This window comes from Variovorax sp. (assembly GCF_035634955.1).
Classification (GTDB): domain Bacteria; phylum Pseudomonadota; class Gammaproteobacteria; order Burkholderiales; family Burkholderiaceae_C; genus Variovorax.
This window is the reverse complement of sequence record NZ_DASQBZ010000033.1, coordinates 123387-140059: the sequence shown is the minus strand read 5'-3', so window position 1 is coordinate 140059 and position 16673 is coordinate 123387. Positions and strand designations below refer to the sequence as shown.

The 16673-nt window shown below is 67.2% G+C and carries 16 protein-coding genes; 9 read left to right on the top strand and 7 right to left on the bottom strand.

Going from position 1 to position 16673, the window contains the following annotated elements; genetic code table 11:
- Nucleotides 1-10: 10 nt before the first annotated feature.
- From VES41_RS23335 to VES41_RS23325, 3 genes are all read left to right on the top strand, one after another.
- Complete coding sequence (locus VES41_RS23335; RefSeq protein ID WP_324822042.1) at nt 11-886, top strand: Kdo hydroxylase family protein; 876 nt, start codon at nt 11-13, stop codon at nt 884-886.
- Nucleotides 887-979: 93 nt separating this feature from the next.
- Nucleotides 980-1459 (top strand): transcription elongation factor GreA, encoded by a 480-nt coding sequence (greA, locus tag VES41_RS23330; RefSeq protein ID WP_324822039.1) that lies wholly within the window; start codon nt 980-982, stop codon nt 1457-1459.
- Between the two features lie 25 nt (nt 1460-1484).
- A complete protein-coding gene (locus VES41_RS23325) occupies nt 1485-1907 on the top strand; it encodes a DUF4149 domain-containing protein (protein ID WP_324822035.1) in 423 nt (140 codons plus the stop codon).
- Between the two features lie 47 nt (nt 1908-1954).
- Here VES41_RS23325 and VES41_RS23320 read toward each other — a convergent pair whose 3' ends face one another.
- Together VES41_RS23320 and VES41_RS23315 are read right to left on the bottom strand one after the other, a co-directional pair.
- On the bottom strand, nt 1955-2728 hold the full coding sequence (locus tag VES41_RS23320) for a glycosyltransferase (RefSeq protein ID WP_324822032.1): 774 nt from the start codon (nt 2726-2728) through the stop codon (nt 1955-1957).
- A gap of 11 nt (nt 2729-2739) precedes the next feature.
- Nucleotides 2740-3216, bottom strand: coding sequence for a YhbY family RNA-binding protein (locus tag VES41_RS23315; protein ID WP_324822029.1), 477 nt, complete (start codon nt 3214-3216; stop codon nt 2740-2742).
- 21 nt (nt 3217-3237) lie between these two features.
- On the opposite strand from VES41_RS23315, the gene VES41_RS23310 reads away from it, so the two are divergent.
- The 5 genes from VES41_RS23310 to VES41_RS23290 all read left to right on the top strand — a co-directional run bounded on the left by VES41_RS23310 (nt 3238) and on the right by VES41_RS23290 (nt 8777).
- Nucleotides 3238-3900, top strand: coding sequence for an RlmE family RNA methyltransferase (locus tag VES41_RS23310; protein WP_324822026.1), 663 nt, complete (start codon nt 3238-3240; stop codon nt 3898-3900).
- Nucleotides 3901-4076: 176 nt separating this feature from the next.
- Nucleotides 4077-5996 carry an ATP-dependent zinc metalloprotease FtsH gene (ftsH, locus tag VES41_RS23305; protein ID WP_324822023.1) on the top strand — a complete coding sequence of 640 codons (1920 nt, stop codon included), beginning with the start codon at nt 4077-4079 and terminating at the stop codon, nt 5994-5996.
- 125 nt (nt 5997-6121) lie between these two features.
- Nucleotides 6122-6904, top strand: coding sequence for a dihydropteroate synthase (gene folP, locus VES41_RS23300; RefSeq protein WP_324822563.1), 783 nt, complete (start codon nt 6122-6124; stop codon nt 6902-6904).
- A gap of 68 nt (nt 6905-6972) precedes the next feature.
- Nucleotides 6973-8301: a phosphoglucosamine mutase gene (gene glmM, locus VES41_RS23295; protein WP_324822019.1), complete on the top strand. Its 1329-nt coding sequence runs from the start codon at nt 6973-6975 to the stop codon at nt 8299-8301.
- Nucleotides 8298-8777 carry a GNAT family N-acetyltransferase gene (locus VES41_RS23290; RefSeq protein ID WP_324822017.1) on the top strand — a complete coding sequence of 160 codons (480 nt, stop codon included), beginning with the start codon at nt 8298-8300 and terminating at the stop codon, nt 8775-8777. The genes glmM and VES41_RS23290 overlap by 4 nt, the downstream gene beginning before the upstream one ends.
- Before the next feature lie 42 nt (nt 8778-8819).
- Here the strand turns inward: VES41_RS23290 and VES41_RS23285 are convergent, their stop codons facing one another.
- The 5 genes from VES41_RS23285 to VES41_RS23265 are packed head-to-tail and all read right to left on the bottom strand — an operon-like array spanning nt 8820 to nt 14342.
- Complete coding sequence (locus VES41_RS23285; protein WP_324822015.1) at nt 8820-10088, bottom strand: acyl-CoA dehydrogenase family protein; 1269 nt, start codon at nt 10086-10088, stop codon at nt 8820-8822.
- A 36-nt stretch (nt 10089-10124) separates the two neighbouring features.
- Nucleotides 10125-11216, bottom strand: coding sequence for a phosphotransferase (locus VES41_RS23280; protein ID WP_324822013.1), 1092 nt, complete (start codon nt 11214-11216; stop codon nt 10125-10127).
- 22 nt (nt 11217-11238) lie between these two features.
- The gene (locus VES41_RS23275; RefSeq protein ID WP_324822011.1) at nt 11239-11958 is read right to left on the bottom strand and encodes a Crp/Fnr family transcriptional regulator; all 720 of its coding nucleotides are present in this window, start codon (nt 11956-11958) and stop codon (nt 11239-11241) included.
- Between the two features lie 58 nt (nt 11959-12016).
- Nucleotides 12017-12796, bottom strand: coding sequence for an oxepin-CoA hydrolase, alternative type (locus VES41_RS23270; protein ID WP_324822009.1), 780 nt, complete (start codon nt 12794-12796; stop codon nt 12017-12019).
- Nucleotides 12797-12821: 25 nt separating this feature from the next.
- On the bottom strand, nt 12822-14342 hold the full coding sequence (locus tag VES41_RS23265) for a 3-hydroxyacyl-CoA dehydrogenase (protein WP_324822007.1): 1521 nt from the start codon (nt 14340-14342) through the stop codon (nt 12822-12824).
- Between VES41_RS23265 and VES41_RS23260 the strand changes: the two genes are divergently transcribed.
- Nucleotides 14333-16669 carry a hypothetical protein gene (locus VES41_RS23260; RefSeq protein ID WP_324822005.1) on the top strand — a complete coding sequence of 779 codons (2337 nt, stop codon included), beginning with the start codon at nt 14333-14335 and terminating at the stop codon, nt 16667-16669. The two genes, VES41_RS23265 and VES41_RS23260, sit on opposite strands and share 10 nt — an antisense overlap.
- Nucleotides 16670-16673 lie beyond the last annotated feature (4 nt).

Genomic DNA, 16673 nt, shown 5'->3' with positions numbered 1-16673 from the left:
GGGCGCGGCCATGGAAGCACAAGTCGTCACGATCGAACAGCAGGAATGGCAGGCGCTCGCGCCGGCGTCGCAAGAGGGCTGGATCGAGGCGCTGGAGGCGGGCAAGGTGCTGCTTTTCCCCTTCCTCGGCTTCACGCCGGAGCAGGGCGAGCAGCGACTTCTCGATCCGGCCGTGCTGGCCAAGGGCGTGCGCAACATCAGCCTGGACGCCAAGGGCAAGCTCAAGGGCGTCGAGGGTGCGGACGACGTCCAGCAGGCGGCCAATGCCATGATCGGGCGCTTTCGTGCACAGGCCATGGGGCTGATCGACCGCCTGCTGCCGGCCTACGGCCCGGCGCTGCGAATGGCGCCGACCAGCTTCAGGCCGATGCAGGTCGAAGGCCGGGCTCAGTCGTGGCGTGCCGACGACCGCCGCCTGCACGTGGACGCGTTTCCGTCGCGTCCCAACTACGGCGAGCGCATCCTGCGCGTGTTCACCAACCTGAACCCGCAAGGGGCGCCGCGGGTGTGGCGTGTGGGGGAGCCTTTCGAGGACGTCGCGCGGCGCTTCCTGCCGCGCAGCAAACCGTACTCGGCGTGGCAGGCCAGGCTGCTGCATCGCCTGCACGTGACCAAGTCGCTGCGCAGCGAATACGATCACCTCATGCTGCAGCTGCATGACGGCATGAAGTCCGATCTGGATTACCAGCGCGACAGCCCTCAGGAGACGGTGCCTTTTGCTCCGGGCACAACCTGGGTTTGTTTCTCGGACCAGACCTCCCACGCGGTCATGTCCGGGCAATTCATGATGGAACAGACCCTGCACCTGCCGGTCGCGAGCCAATACAATCCGGATTCGAGCCCACTGGGCATTCTGAGCCGCCTGACCGGCAGGAAGCTCATCTAGCGAGCTTCCTTTCGCGATCTCGCGAGAACCTGATACCGCCGAACGGCGACGTTCGGCGGTTTCGCTTTTTTGACGCCAAGCAAATTCAGAGACATGGCCACTACTTTCCCGATCACCAAGCGCGGGGCGGAGAAGCTCAAGGAAGAGCTGCACCGCCTCAAGACCGTCGAACGGCCGAACATCATCAACGCCATTGCCGAGGCGCGCGCGCAGGGCGACCTGAGCGAGAACGCCGACTACGATGCCGCCAAGGACCGACAGGGCTTCATCGAAGGGCGCATCCAGGAGATCGAGGGCAAGCTGTCGATCGCGCAAGTGATCGATCCCAGCGGCCTCGACGGCGGCGGCAAGGTGGTGTTCGGTGCCACCGTCGACCTGGAGGAGGAGGACTCCGGCGACGCGGTTCGCTACCAGATCGTCGGCGAGGACGAAGCCGACCTCAAGCAGGGCCTGATCAACGTCTCCAGCCCCATCGGCCGCGCGCTGATCGGCAAGGAAGAGGGCGACACCGCCGAAGTGCAGGCGCCTGGCGGCGTCAAGCGCTACGAGATCGTCTCCGTGCGCTACATCTGACCTTCGAGCCGACTTGTCCCGGAAGATGCGCGCATTGACCGAACGCCTGCCTGTCCTGGTCGCTGCCTTCTGGTGGGTGAGCCTGACGGTGGTGGGCTTCCTGGTCGTACCGCTGCTGTTCCAGCACCTGCCGACGCCCGCCATGGCGGGCAGCATGGCGGCGCACCTGTTTACCGCGCAGACCTGGGTATCGATTGCCTGCGCCGTGCTGCTGCTGGCGTTGTCGCGCAGTCAGAGCGAGGCCGCGCCTGCGGTCGACGCTGCCATCGTGTTCGTGATCCTGGGCCTGCTCCTGGCCCTGGTCGTGGAGTTCGGCATCGCGCCGCGCATCGTGGCGCGCCAGAACCTCAAGCTGTGGCATGCCGCTGGCAGCGGGCTGTATCTTGTCCAGTGGGCCTGTGCTGCCACGGTGCTGTGGCGGCTGCTGCGCCCATGCGCACCGCGCTGAGCCGCCGTCCTGAAGCCGGCGCAATGGACACACCGGCGCGTGCCGGCCTATTCGTGCCAGTGCTCGGCCACCCAGGTCGCCTGCCGGATGAAGCGGAATCGCCGGTTGCGACGGCCGGCGAGCGCATCGGGCGGATTGCATTCGCCATGGAACACCATGACCTTGGCACCCTCGGGCACGAAGGGGCGGCGCCAGTAGTTGCTCGGCCACAGCGGGATGCCATCGTACTTGAAGCTCGGGCACCAGGCGCTAGGCCAGTAGCGCAGCTTGCCTTTGCCGTGCAGGTAGTCCGAGAGGAAGGTCTGCTCGTTGCGGAAGCGCTTCCGAATGGCGACTTCGTTCTCGCGGAAGTAGTCCAGCACGTCGGTCAGCTCGCCGATCTGCCAGCGGTACACCGACGAGTTGCCGGTCACCCGCCAGGGGCGGCGGTAGTCCTTGATGATGAGGAACTCTCCGGGTTCGTCGAAGAATTCGTCCAGGCTCCCGACGACGACCAGGTCCAGGTCGAGGAACAGCGCGGGCCCGTACAGGCCGTACTTGTCGCGCAGGTCCGCGCTGAACGTGGTCAGCTTGCGCCAGGCGCGGTCGCGCACGCCGGGCAGTTCGGGCCGAATGGCCACCGGCGGAATCGGAAAGCAGTCGACCTCGGGACGGATGCCCACGGCATCGTCGGTCAGGCAGACGAACCGGAACTCGCCGCTCATGTGGCGGCGCGCCATGGCGTAGAGCTTGTTGACGTAATCGGGGCCGTACTTCGTGCCCCATTTCATGCACACGACATGGCGCATCGGTGCGACGCCGGCCGGCGGGGTCGAGGACATCGCCGGTGCGCTCAACCGAGTCCGCGCTTCTTGGACGAGACCTGCCGCGGCTTGGCGCGCTTGACGCTGCCGCCCGCCGTCAGGCGCTGGTTGCCCAGCACGCGCAGCGTCTTGATTTCCGGCTTCTGGCCCGCGCGCTTGGCGTACTTGAGCACCTTCACGTCGCGCGGCCCCGGCTTGCGGTCCTCGTCTTCGGCGCGTCGGGCCTTTTCCGGCTTGGGGCGCCAGAGCACGAGCAGCTTTCCGATATGCTGGATCGGCGCGGCGTCGAGTTCGTCCGCCAACGTCTTGAGCATGGCTTCGCGCGCCAGGCGGTCGTCGGAAAAGACCCGGATCTTGATCAGGCCGTGCGCCTTGAGCGCGGCGTCGGCTTCTTTCTTGACGGCCGGGGAGAGCCCGTCGCCACCGATCATCACGATCGGATCCAGGTGGTGGGCCTGCGCGCGGTATTCCTTGCGCTGGGCGGGGGTGAGTTCAATGGCGGACATGTACGTATTATCGGGCCCAGCATGAAGGTCAAGTCCAAAAGCAAGAAGATCAACAAGGCGTGGCTCAACGACCACGTCACGGACCCCTGGGTGCAACTCGCCCACCGGGAGGGCTACCGCGCGCGCGCGGCCTACAAACTCAAGGAAATCGACGAGACGCTGGGGTTGGTCAAGCCCGGCCACGTGGTGGTCGACCTCGGCTCGACGCCCGGGGCCTGGAGCCAATACCTGCGCCGGCGCCTGTCGCCCGGCGGGGCGGCGGTCGGCGAGCTCGACGGCGCAATCATCGCCCTCGACCTGCTGCCCATGGAGCCGATCGAAGGCGTGCAGTTTCTGCAAGGCGATTTCCGGGAAGATGAGATGCTGGCCCGGCTGGAGGCCGCCATGGGCGGGCGGCGCGCTAACCTGGTGGTGTCCGACATGGCGCCCAACCTTTCGGGCATTGCATCGGCGGACGCCGCACGCATTACCCACCTGATCGAACTGGCCGTGGAATTCGCGCGCCAGCACCTGCATCCGGACGGGGCGCTGGTGGCAAAGGTATTTCATGGTGGCGGCTACGACGAGCAGGTGCGCCTTTTCAAAACGCATTTCCGCATCGTGAAGCCGATCAAGCCCAAGGCGTCGCGGGACCGTTCCTCCGAGACGTTCCTCGTCGGAATCGGGCTCAAACCCTTGCAGTGAGCCGAGATTGTGGAGAAATGTGACCCAAACCCTTGTAGGGGCCGTGGGTGCAGGGGTTTTACAGAGTTTTGCAGCTTGAAAAGCCTAAAATGGAGGCCAAATGCCGGGCTGAGGCTGTCGTCAATTGGCGCTGCCCCGGCATTTCGCCTTTCTAGATTTCCCGACTGGAGCGTCGTTTGAACAATCAGTGGTTTTCGAAGGTCGCCGTGTGGCTCGTGATCGCCATGGTGCTGTTCACTGTGTTCAAGCAGTTTGACACCCGTGGCGCCGCAGGCGCCGGCTACGTGGGCTATTCCGATTTCCTGGAAGACGTCCGCGCCAATCGCATCAAGAGCGCCACCATCCAGGAAGGACAGGGCGGCAGCGAGATCGTCGCCGTCACCAACGACGACCGCAAGGTGCGCACCACCGCGACCTACCTCGATCGCGGCCTGGTCGGCGACCTGATCCGCTACAACGTCAAGTTCGATGTCAAGCCGCGCGAGGAAGGCTCCCTGCTCATGACCTTGCTGGTCAGCTGGGGCCCGATGCTGCTGCTGATCGGCGTATGGGTGTACTTCATGCGCCAGATGCAGGGCGGCGGCAAGGGTGGCGCCTTCAGCTTCGGCAAGAGCAAGGCCCGCATGCTGGACGAAAACAGCAACCAGGTCACCTTCGCCGACGTCGCCGGTTGCGACGAGGCCAAGGAAGAAGTCAAGGAAGTCGTGGACTTCCTGAAGGACCCGGCAAAGTTCCAGAAGCTCGGTGGGCGCATTCCGCGCGGCCTGCTGCTCGTCGGCCCGCCCGGCACCGGCAAGACGCTGCTGGCGAAGTCCATCGCCGGCGAAGCCAAGGTGCCGTTCTTCTCCATCTCGGGTTCGGATTTCGTCGAGATGTTCGTCGGCGTGGGCGCTGCCCGCGTGCGCGACATGTTCGAGAACGCTAAGAAGAACGCGCCGTGCATCATCTTCATCGATGAAATCGACGCCGTCGGCCGCCAGCGTGGTGCCGGCCTCGGCGGCGGCAACGACGAGCGCGAGCAGACGCTCAACCAGATGCTGGTCGAGATGGACGGCTTCGAGACCAACCTCGGCGTAATCGTGGTTGCGGCCACCAATCGTCCCGACATTCTCGACGCTGCGCTGCTGCGCCCGGGCCGCTTCGACCGCCAGGTCTACGTGACGCTGCCCGACATCCGCGGCCGCGAACAGATCCTCAATGTGCACATGCGCAAGGTGCCGCTCGGCCAGGACGTCAGCGCCAGCATCATCGCGCGCGGCACGCCGGGCATGAGCGGTGCGGACCTGGCCAACCTGTGCAACGAGGCCGCCCTGATGGCCGCCCGCCGCAGTGCGCGCGTGGTCGAGATGCAGGACTTCGAGCGCGCCAAGGACAAGATCTTCATGGGTCCCGAGCGCAAGAGCATGGTGATGCCCGAGGAAGAGCGCCGCAACACGGCCTACCACGAGTCGGGCCATGCGCTGATCGGCAAGCTGCTGCCCAAGTGCGATCCGGTCCACAAGGTCACCATCATTCCGCGCGGGCGTGCGCTGGGCGTCACCATGAGCCTGCCCGAGAACGACCGCTACAGCTACGACCGCGAGTACATGCTCAACCAGATCAGCATGCTGTTCGGCGGGCGCATCGCGGAAGAAGTGTTCATGCACCAGATGACCACCGGTGCTTCCAACGACTTCGAGCGTGCCACCAACCTGGCGCGTGACATGGTCATGAAGTACGGCATGAGCGAATCGCTCGGCCCGATGGTCTACGCGGAGAACGAGGGCGAAGTGTTCCTGGGCCGCTCGGTCACCAAGACGACCAACATGAGCGAGGCCACGATGCAGAAGGTGGACGCCGAGGTGCGCCGCATCATCGACGAACAATACGTGCTGGCGCGACGCCTGATCGAGGAGAACCAGGACAAGATGCACGCCATGGCCAAGGCGCTGCTGGAATGGGAAACCATCGATTCCGAACAACTCGACGACATCCTCGCCGGGCGCGACCCGCGTCCTCCCAAGGACTGGACGCCGCGTACCCCGCCCTCGGGCGGCGGTAGCGGCAGCGGCGGCGCGCCGGCGGTCAAGCCCGATCCGGCACCGACAGCCGCCTGATGCAGGCACACCAGGACGGATCGGAAAACGGGGCCTCGCGCCCCGTTTTTCATGATGGGGCGCCAGCAGCTGCGCCCCATTGGCGCACGGCACGCTTCGAGATCGACCTCTCGCGCCCGCGCGTGATGGGCATCGTCAACGTCACGCCCGATTCGTTCTCGGACGGCGGTACCTGCGACACGCCTTCCAGCGCCTTGCGCCATTGCGAGCAGCTTCTGCGCGAGGGTTGCGACATCCTCGACATCGGCGGCGAATCGACACGGCCGGGCAGCCCGGCCGTGCCCCTGGCCGAAGAACTGGCGCGCGTGCTGCCGGTTCTCAAGGAGGCCTTGCGCCTTGGCGTGCCCATATCGGTCGACACGTACAAGGCGCAGGTAATGCAGGCTGCGCTGGATACAGGCGCCGACATCATCAATGACATCTGGGCCTTGCGGCAGCCCGGTGCGCTGGAGGCGGTGGCGAAGCATCCCGGCTGCGGCGTCTGCCTGATGCACATGCACCGCGATCCGCAAACCATGCAGGTGGCGCCGATGCAGGGCTCCGTTCTGGCGCCGGTGCGGGCGTTCCTGCACGATCGGGCCGAGGCGCTGCGGGCCGCAGGCGTGCTGTCGGCGTGCGTCGTGCTCGATCCCGGCTTCGGCTTCGGCAAGACGGTGGCGCAGAACTTCGAACTGTTGGCGCAACAGGGCGAACTGCTGGCGCTCGGCTACCCGCTGCTGGCCGGCTGGTCGCGCAAGTCATCGCTCGGAGCGGTCACCGGGATCGATGTGCCGTCGCAGCGCATGGTCCCCAGCGTGGCCGCCGCGCTGCTGGCGGCAGAGCGCGGCGCGCGCGTGCTGCGCGTGCATGACGTGGCGCAGACCGTGTCCGCGCTGGCGGTTTGGCAAGCCATGCACGATCACGCGTAGTTCTTGGCGACGCCCGGCCGATCGTGCCGGCGGGCGAGGGACAATCGGGGGCAGGAGAAGCTAACAACATGACTCGTCAATATTTCGGCACCGATGGCATCCGTGGCACCGTCGGACAGCCACCCATCACCCCTGATTTCGTCCTGCGGCTGGCGCACGCGGTGGGTCGCGTACTCAAGAAGAGCGAAGACCGGCCCGTCGTGCTGATTGGCAAGGACACGCGCATCTCCGGCTACATGCTCGAGAGCGCGCTCGAATCGGGCTTCAATTCGGCTGGCGTGGACGTGGTGCTGCTCGGGCCGCTGCCGACGCCCGGCGTGGCCTATCTCACGCGCGCCCAGCGCGCCAGCCTTGGCGTGGTCATCAGCGCGAGCCACAACGCCTATCCGGACAACGGCATCAAGTTCTTCAGCGCGCAGGGGACCAAGCTCGACGACGCCTGGGAAACCGCGGTCGAAGCCCTGCTGGAAGAACCTCCGCAATGGGTCGACTCGGCCAATCTCGGCCGCGCCCGCCGCCTGAACGATGCCACCGGGCGCTACACCGAATTCTGCAAGAGCACGTTCGCCAACGACCTGAGCCTGCGCGGCATGAAGCTGGTGATCGATTCGGCGCACGGCGCGGCCTACCAGGTCGCGCCCCAGGTCTTCCATGAACTCGGCGCCGACGTGAGCGCCATCGGCGGTGCGCCGGACGGACTCAACATCAACAAGGACGTCGGGGCCACCCACCCCAAGGCATTGATCGAGGCAGTCAAGGCGCAGGGCGCGCACTACGGCATCGCGCTCGACGGCGACGCCGATCGCCTGCAACTGGTGGATGCGAGCGGACGCCTGTTCAACGGCGACGAGTTGCTCTACCTGATGGTCAAGGATCGCCTGGATCGCGGCGAGAAGGTCGCCGGCGTCGTGGGAACGCTGATGACCAACAAGGCGGTCGAAGTGGCCCTGCGCGGCCTGGGCGTGGCGTTCGTGCGCGCCAAGGTTGGAGACCGCTACGTGCTCGAGGAACTGGACAAGCACGGCTGGCTGCTCGGCGGCGAAGGCTCCGGCCACCTGCTCGCACTCGACAGGCAGACCACCGGCGACGGCGTCGTCAGCGCGCTGCAGGTGTTGCAGGCCTGCGTCCGCAGCGGCAGGACGGTGGCGCAACTGCTGGACGGACTCACGCTTTTCCCGCAGGTGCTCATCAACGTGCGTCTGACGCCCGGCCAGGACTGGAGGGGCAACTGCGAGCTGGCGGAAGCCTCCGAACAGGCCGAGATCGAACTGGGAGACACCGGCCGCGTGCTGATCCGCCCCAGCGGCACGGAGCCGCTGCTTCGCGTGATGGTCGAGGCGCGGGACGCCGCCAAGGCGGAGGGTTGGGCGCAGCGGATTGCCGCGACGCTCGCATGATCGAGGTCCTGCTGGCGGACTATGCGCGGCCCATGCACGCGCAGGCGCTGGTCGACCTGCTCGACCACTACGCCAGCGACCCGGCGGGCGGCGGCGCGGCACTGGCCCCCGGCGTGCGCGAGCGTCTGGTGGACGAGCTGGCGCGTCGCGCGACGGCCTTCAGCGTGCTGGCCTTCCACGACCAGGTGCCGGTCGGCCTGGTGAACTGCTTCGAGGGCTTTTCCACCTTTGCCTGTCGCCCGCTGGTGAACGTTCACGACGTCGTGGTGCGCGACGGCCACCGCGGCCGGCGTATCGCGCAGCGGATGCTGGCATGCGTCGAAACGGAAGCAAGGCGCCGTGGCGCCTGCAAGCTCACGCTGGAGGTGCTCAGCGGCAATGCCAGCGCCATCCGCGCCTACGAGCGCGAGGGCTTCGAGGGCTATCGCCTCGACCCGGCTTTCGGCACCGCGACCTTCATGCAGAAGAAGCTTTAGCCGCAGGCACGGCGTCGGGCAGAGGCGGGCTCAGAAGCGGGGTCAGAAGCGCGTGACGGGCGGTTCGTCCTGCCTGCCGGTGCCCCACTTGCCCAGTTCCCACTTGGCAATGGCATTGCGGTGCACCTCGTCCGGGCCGTCGGCGAAGCGCAGCGTGCGGGCGTGGGCATAGGCCGAGGCGAGCGGAAAGTCGTCGCTCATGCCGCCGCCACCATGCACCTGCATGGCCCAGTCGATCACCTGGCATGCCATGTTCGGCGCCACCACCTTGATCATGGCAATGTCGGTTTTGGCGACCTTGTTGCCGGCCACGTCCATCAGCCACGCCGCCCTGAGCGTGAGCAGGCGCGCCATGTCGATGCGGCAGCGCGCCTCGGCGATGCGCTCCTGCGTGACGGTCTGGGCCGCCACGGTCTTGCCGAACGCCACGCGTGCGGACGCACGCTTGCACATCAGCTCGAGGGCGCGCTCGGCCAGGCCGATCAGGCGCATGCAATGGTGGATGCGGCCCGGCCCCAGGCGGCCCTGGGCGATCTCGAAGCCACGGCCTTCGCCCAGCAGCATGTTGGCGGCCGGCACGCGCACATTCTCGAAATACATCTCCATGTGGCCGTGCGGTGCGTCGTCGTAGCCCATCACGTTGAGGGGGCGCACGATGCGGATGCCCGGTGCATCGGCCGGCACCACGATCATGCTCTGCTGCGAGTGCTTCGGCGCCTCCGGGTCGCTCTTGCCCATGGTGATGAAGACGGCGCAGCGTGGATCTCCGGCGCCGGAGATCCACCACTTGTGGCCGTTGATGACGTACTCGTCCCCCTGGCGCTCGACGCGGGTGCAGATGTTCGTGGCGTCGCTGGAGGCGACCTCCGGCTCGGTCATGGCGAACGCAGAGCGGATCTCGCCTTCGAGCAGCGGCTTGAGCCAGCGCGCCTTGATCTCGTCGGAGCCGTAGCGGGCGATGGTCTCCATGTTGCCGGTGTCGGGCGCCGAGCAGTTGAACACCTCCGGCGCCCACGGCACACGACCCATGATCTCGGCCAGCGGCGCGTACTCCAGGTTCGTCAGGCCCGCGCCCTCATACCCGGAGACCGACGCGCTGTCGACCGGAAGGAACAGGTTCCACAGGCCTTCGGCCCGGGCCTTCTTCTTGAGCTTCTCGATCGTCTGCAACGGCGTCCACCGCTTGCCAGCCGCCGTGTTCGCCGCCAGTTCGGCTGCGTAATCGGCCTCGGCCGGGTAGACGTGTGCGTCCATGAAGGCGCCGACGCGTTGCTGCAGTTGCCGGGTCTTGGCCGAAAGTTCGAAATCCATGCTGCCTGTCTCCTGAAAAAGGTGGGGCCGGCGCGTTCAGGCCTGGCGGGCGAAATGCCAGGCCATCTCCGCCATCGGCCGCGCGCCGCGGCCGGAAGCCACGGCCTGCTCGCTCGATGCGGTGCCTTGCTGGGCGCGCCAGGCGATCCCTTGCAGGATCGCGGCGATGCGGAACATGTTGTAGGCGAGGTAGAAATTCCAGTCAGGCGCCAGCGCTTCGGGCGTGGTGATGCCGGTGCGCTCGCAGTAGCGACGGATGTATTCGCTCTCGGTCGGGATGCCCAGGCTCTTGACGTCCACGCCACCGAGTCCGCGGAAAGAACCGGGGGGGATGTGCCAGGACATGCAGTGGTAGCTGAAGTCCGCCAGCGGATGGCCCAGGGTGGACAACTCCCAGTCCAGCACGGCGATGGCGCGCGGCTCGGTGGGATGGAACATCAGGTTGTCCAGGCGGAAGTCGCCGTGGACGACGCTCACCAGGTTCTCGTTGCGTCCGCTGGCGGGGATGTGCGCAGGCAGCCATTCCATCAGCTTGTCCATCTCGGCGATGGGCTCGGTGACCGAGGCCACGTATTGCTTGCTCCACCGACCGATCTGGCGCTCGAAGTAGTTGCCCGGCTTGCCGTAGCCGGACAGCCCGCGTGCAGCAACGTCGACCGTGTGCAGCGCCGCGATGACGCGGTTCATCTCGTCGTACAGCGCCGCGCGCTCGGCGTTGGCCATGCCCGGCAGGGACTGGTCCCACAGCACGCGGCCGCTCATGAACTCCATCACGTAGAAGGCGCGGCCGATCACGGCTTCGTCCTCGCACAGGACATACATGCGCGGCACAGGCACGTCGGTGCCGGCCAGGCCGCTCATCACCTTGTATTCGCGCTCGACGGCGTGTGCCGACGGCAGCAGCTTGGCGACCGGGCCGGGCTTGGCGCGCATGACGTAGCTGCGGCCCGGCGTGACCAGCTTGTACGTGGGGTTGGACTGCCCGCCCTTGAACATTTCCACCGTGAGCGGGCCTTCGAAGCCGTCAAGGTTGCGCGACAGCCAGTCCGACAAGGCCTGCACGTCGAATGCGTGCTGGGCGGAAACGGGGCGCGTGCCGACGAAGTTGTTGAAGTCCTGCTGGGTCATGTCTGCCTTGCCGTGAATCGGCCTATTGATCGGATTCGGAGATGCGCATGAGCGCCGCGCGATCGAGCACCACCAGCCCGCCGGACTCCACCCGGATGGCGTCCTCGCGCTCCATCGCCTTGAGTTCCTGGTTGACGCGCTGCCGCGAGGCGCCGAGCAACTGCGCGAGTTCCTCCTGCGCCAGGTGCAGGCCGATGCGGGTCTGCGAGCCATCGGCGAGGTTGGGCACGCCATAGCTGCGAACGAGGTGGATCAGTTGCTTGGCCAGCCGCGCGCGCAAGGGCAGCGTGTTGAGGTCCTCCACCAGGCCGAAAAGCTGCCTGATGCGGCGTGCCTGCAGCCGCATGAGCGCTTCGTACAGCTCGACGTGCGCGGCGAGGATCTTCTGGAAGTCGGCCCGGGCCACGCACAGGATGGTGGTATCGCCGTGCGCATAGGCGTCGTGCGTGCGCCGGTCGCCGTCGAACATCGCCACGTCGCCGAACCAGATGCCCGGTTCGACATAGGTCAGCGTGACCTGCTTGCCCGATACCGCCGTCGAGCTGACGCGCACGGCGCCCTTGGCGCAGGCGATCCATTGTTCCGGCGGATCGCCGCGGGCCGCGATCAGGTCGCCGTCCTTGTAGCGTTTGACGAAGGCGCATCGAAGAATGTCGTGGCGCAGGGAAGGGGAGAGGGAGCCGAACCAGCGACCACTGTTGATCGCCTCGCGTTCCTCGATATTAAGAATGGGGTCTTCCATGTTCTGTCCTGTCGGCGACTGAATGCTGAGACGCGGTCGCGCAAGCGACCGCACGACGTCAGCGGTACTGGGGCTTTTCCTTGGCCAGGAACGCGGCGATGCCGACGCCGGCGTTGGGGTGATGCAGGTTGCGCACGAAATGATCGCGCTCCGCGTTCAGATGCTCGCTCAACGTGGCATGCGAGCCTTCGCTCAGCAGTTCCTTGGCGCTGGCCAGTGCGTTGGGGGCCCTTTCGTTCAAGCGGGCAGCAATGGCCAGGGCGTCCGACAGCGCATGCCCGCTGTCGGACAGGTGGTTGACCACGCCCAGCGCGTGCAGGCGGTCGGCTGCTATGCGCTCGCCGAGCATCACCCATTCGGAAACGATCTGACGCGGGAGACTGCGCGCCAGCTGCCATGTCATGCCGCCGTCCGGCGACAGCGCGATGTTGCTGTACGAGGCGGCAAACACCGCGTCGCGGGCGGCGACGATGAAGTCGCAGGCCAGGGCCAACGAGAAGCCGGCGCCTGCGGCGGCGCCCTCCACGGCGGCGACGATGGGCTTGGGAAAAGCGCGCATCGCCTCGATCCAGTTGTGCAGCCCTTCGATGCTCTCTGCCTGGAATTCGGGCTCGCGCGCCCGGTTGGCCTGCAGCCGCTGCAGCGAGCCGCCGGCGCAGAACCAGCGGCCTTCGCCCGCCAGCACCACGCTGCGAACCTCGGCGCTGGCACTGGCGCGGTTGAGGGTTTCGACACCGGCTGCGTAGATCTCCGGCCCCAGTGCATTGCGTTGTTCGGGGTTGGAGATCCGAAGCACCATGGTGGCGCCTTCGGAACTGCTCTTGAGTTGTGCGGTCATGCGTGGAGTGGTGAGTTCGAAGGGTTCAATCTTCTTCGTGCTTGAGGCTCAGTCCGAGGGCGCCGCGGCGCCGCAGCCAGGGACTGGGGCGGTAGCGCGGATCGCCGTAGACGGTCTGGAGGTTGAACAGCACCTCGAGCATGTTGGTCGGACCGAAGGCGTCGCCCATGGACAGCGGGCCCTGCGGATAGCCCAGGCCCAGGCGTACTGCGGTCTCCAGGTCTGCCGGCGTGCAGATGCGTTGCTGGCACATGTCGGCGGCAATGTTCACGATCGTGGCGATCACGCGCTGAGTGACGAAGCCACCCGAATCGCGGATCACGCTGACCTTCTTGCCGTCGCGGGCGAAGAGGGCGTGCGCGGCTTCGCGCATGTCGCGCCGGGTGGCAGGGTTGCCCGCCAGGACGCGGCGCCTGGTCGCGGCATCGTCGACCAGCATGTCGATGCCCACCGTCCGGCTCGCGTCGAGCCGGTCGACCGCCGCGACGGTGGTCACGTCGAATCCGAGCGGGGCCACCAGGATCAGCGCCGCGGACGACGGTGCGGCCCCGGTTTCGATGGTGGCGCCCAGTTCGTGCACCAGCCGCAGCAGTTCGGCGCGCCGCGCGGCGCGAGGCGAGACCCATACCGGCGGCACCGTGCCCACCTGCGGCGCAGGCGGTTCGTCAGGCACTTGCGCCACGCCGTCGACGTATCGGTAGAAGCCCTCGCCGGTCTTGCGGCCATAGACGCCGGCCGCCACACGCTGCGCAGTGATCACGCTCGGCCGAAAGCGCGGCTCCTCGTAGTACTGGCGGTAGATCGATTCCATCACCGGATGCGAGACGTCGACGGCGGTGAGGTCGAGCAGTTCGAACGGGCCCAGGCGAAAACCGGCCTGGTCCTTCAGGATGCGGTCCACCGTCGCGAAATCGGCAACGCCTTCGCCGACGATGCGCAGCGCTTCGGTGCCGTAGCCGCGGCCCGCGTGGTTGACGATGAAGCCGGGCGTGTCCTGGGCCTGCACCGCGGCATGGCCCATCTGGCCGGCATAGGCCGCCAACCGTTCGCACAGCGCCCGCTCGGTGCGAAACCCCGCGACCACCTCCACCACCTTCATCAGCGGCACCGGGTTGAAGAAGTGATAGCCGGCGAAGCGCTCCGGACGGGCCAGCGCGGCGCCGATGGCTGTCACCGACAGCGACGATGTGTTGGTCGCCAGGGCTGCATCGGGACGCACGACGGCCTCGAGCGCGCCGAACAGTTCGCGCTTGATCGCCAGGTCCTCGACCACCGCTTCGATGATCAGGTCGCAGGCCGACAGATCCTGCAATCCGTCGACCGCCTGGAGACGCGCGGCGAGCTCCGTCCGTTGCGTGCCGGTGAGCTTGCCCTTTTCTTCCATGCGGACCCATTGGCCGGTGATGGACTCCAGGGCGGACCGGGCTGCGCCGGGCTGCGTGTCCATCAGCAGCACCTGGCTGCCGGCTTGCGCCGCGATCTGCGCGATGCCGCGGCCCATGGCGCCGACACCAACCACGCCAACTTTGTTAAACATTGCGCTCATACAAAAATCCTGTCTCCTGGAACATCAGTGGAAAGTATCGGGTGGCGTGTCAGAATACGTTTACTTTTGATTACTGTCGGGTCGAATTGAAAGTCCTGCGTCAGACGGCGGCGATTCTCTTGCTTGGGGCATTTCAGCCCTCGTTTGCGTTGTCGATCGGGTCTGCTCAAGGCACTGCCTGGATCGGCCAACCGCTCGACGTGGTCATTCCTCTGTCGCTCGACGGCCGCGATGCGGGAGGAAGCCTGTGCCTCGAGGCGGACGTCCGCCAGGGCGAGTCCCGGATGGACGACAAGCGCGTCATGCTGTCGCTGGACCCGGGCCCGACGCCAGACACGCCACGCGTGCACGTGCGCACGACACACGCCATTGTCGAGCCTGTCGTGTCGATCAGGCTCAGCGCAGGCTGCGCTTTCAAGTCTACGCGCCAGTACACATTGCTGGCTGACCTGCCGGTGACCCCTGCGGTGGTGGCACCGCCGACGCGGGCTGCGCGCCCGGCGCGCGATGCCACGGCCGACGCGTCGCCCGACGCCTGGTCGGGCGCGCCGGTTGCCGCACCGGCCCCGACGCAACGCAGCGCGACTCGCCGGGCGGCATCCGGCGCGTCATCCGCCCGCAACGCCGAGGCCACGCGCCGGCGCGCGAGCGCTGCGCCGCCAGTGCGTCGTCCGGCGGACCCGCAGGTCGCGAAATCCGCGCCTCGGCCGAAAAAGGCGCCTGCGGCAAGGCAGGCGCCAGCGGCAGCCCCCGCGCCCGCTGCGGGAGCGGCGCCGGCGCCGGCACCGGCACCGGCACCGGCACCGGCACCGGCACCGACGCCCGGTACGGCCGTGGAAGGCCAATCGCGCCTGCAGATCGAGCCGCTGACGCCGTCGACGTCGATTGCCGGCGCACTGGCCACGCGGCCGGGGGCGGCGGCGCCGGCGGCCGGCTCCACGTCGGTGCCGCTGACTTCGGGGGCGGGAGGCTCGTCCACCGGCGGCGTCGTTGGCTCGACGCCGGGCGGCGCCACTGGCGCTGGAGAGCCCACGACGTTGGCGCAATCCGGAACCGATGCCGACGCCCTGCAGCGGGAAGTGGCCCGGATGAAGGACATGGAAGATGCACTGGCAACGCTGCGCGTCCAATCGGCGCAGACCCAGCGCCTGCTGCTTGAGTTGCGTGGCGAACTGGCCGAGGCCGAATCGGGCCGCTACCGGAATCCGTTTGTCTACGGCCTGCTGGCGCTCGTGGGCGGGCTGCTGCTCATCCTGCTCCTGATGTGGCGGTCTCTGCGGCGGGCCAGGAACGCGCAGTGGTGGATCGAGGGCGAGGGCGACGGCGATTCGGTGCCCCGACGCTTTCGAGGAGCGATTCCGGGGCGCCTGCCGCGCCGCGGCGATTGGCAGGACGATGAGGACGAAGACGGCGATGAGCATGGCGCGTCCGCAGCGGCGATCCTCGACGCCGAGGAGACCGGTGCACCGGCACAGGGCTTGCGCCGTGGTGTCCTGGATACGGGAGCGGTCGATCGGGCGCCGGTTCGTTCGGTCAACGCGGAGGAACTCTATGACGTGCAGCAGCAGGCCGAGTTCTTCATGTCTTTGGGCAAGCACGAGCAGGCGATCGGCGTGCTGCGCGACCACGTGGCGGCCAATCCCGGCACCAGCGCGCTGGTGTACCTGGACCTGCTGAGCGTCTTGCACGCCCTCGGCCGCAGGGACGACTATGCGCGCCAGGCCCGCGAGTTCGAACACCGCTTCAACGCCGAAGTGCCGCCCTTTGACACATTCGACCGGCAAGGCAGAGGCCTGGGCGACTACAAGCCGGTGCTCGATCGCATCGTGGCGCTATGGCCCGGTCCGGGCACTTCGGAGTTGATCGAAGAACTGGTGTTCCGCCATCCCGGCTCGCAGGAGGGTGTGTTCGACCTGCCGGCCTACCAGGAACTGCTGCTTCTCCATGCCGTGGTGCGCGACCTCGCCGATCATCCGGCGCCGCACGCCCAGCCGGCGCCGGCATTCCCGGAAGATCACGCGCATTCGCCCCCGGAGCCGATGGGCGCGGGGGAGGTCCAGCCGTGGGAAGAGGGGGACGATCAGACGGTGCCGATGCCCTACCTGCCCGAGGGCGGGCGCAGTCCGGCCCCGATGACCATGCCCGCCGTCGGCCTAGACCTGGCCGACCTCGATCGCACGGCGTTCCAGACGCTGCGCGCACCGATCGAGAACCTGCCCGAGCCGACGGCTCCGGCGCCAGTCGATCCGCACATCATCGACTTCAATCCGTTCGACCCGGAGAACGACGACGAGCTCAAGCCGGGCCGGTTCCACATCAAGCGCTGACGCC

Excerpts from the sequence above, each read along its gene's own strand:
- VES41_RS23335 (WP_324822042.1), top strand. The coding sequence starts at position 11 with ATGGAAGCACAAGTCGTCACGATCGAACAGCAGGAATGGCAGGCGCTC.
- greA (WP_324822039.1), top strand. The coding sequence starts at position 980 with ATGGCCACTACTTTCCCGATCACCAAGCGCGGGGCGGAGAAGCTCAAG.
- VES41_RS23325 (WP_324822035.1), top strand. The coding sequence starts at position 1,485 with ATGCGCGCATTGACCGAACGCCTGCCTGTCCTGGTCGCTGCCTTCTGG.
- VES41_RS23320 (WP_324822032.1), bottom strand. The coding sequence starts at position 2,728 with ATGTCCTCGACCCCGCCGGCCGGCGTCGCACCGATGCGCCATGTCGTG.
- VES41_RS23315 (WP_324822029.1), bottom strand. The coding sequence starts at position 3,216 with ATGTCCGCCATTGAACTCACCCCCGCCCAGCGCAAGGAATACCGCGCG.
- VES41_RS23310 (WP_324822026.1), top strand. The coding sequence starts at position 3,238 with ATGAAGGTCAAGTCCAAAAGCAAGAAGATCAACAAGGCGTGGCTCAAC.
- folP (WP_324822563.1), top strand. The coding sequence starts at position 6,122 with ATGGGCATCGTCAACGTCACGCCCGATTCGTTCTCGGACGGCGGTACC.
- glmM (WP_324822019.1), top strand. The coding sequence starts at position 6,973 with ATGACTCGTCAATATTTCGGCACCGATGGCATCCGTGGCACCGTCGGA.
- VES41_RS23290 (WP_324822017.1), top strand. The coding sequence starts at position 8,298 with ATGATCGAGGTCCTGCTGGCGGACTATGCGCGGCCCATGCACGCGCAG.
- VES41_RS23285 (WP_324822015.1), bottom strand. The coding sequence starts at position 10,088 with ATGGATTTCGAACTTTCGGCCAAGACCCGGCAACTGCAGCAACGCGTC.
- VES41_RS23280 (WP_324822013.1), bottom strand. The coding sequence starts at position 11,216 with ATGACCCAGCAGGACTTCAACAACTTCGTCGGCACGCGCCCCGTTTCC.
- VES41_RS23275 (WP_324822011.1), bottom strand. The coding sequence starts at position 11,958 with ATGGAAGACCCCATTCTTAATATCGAGGAACGCGAGGCGATCAACAGT.
- VES41_RS23270 (WP_324822009.1), bottom strand. The coding sequence starts at position 12,796 with ATGACCGCACAACTCAAGAGCAGTTCCGAAGGCGCCACCATGGTGCTT.
- VES41_RS23265 (WP_324822007.1), bottom strand. The coding sequence starts at position 14,342 with ATGAGCGCAATGTTTAACAAAGTTGGCGTGGTTGGTGTCGGCGCCATG.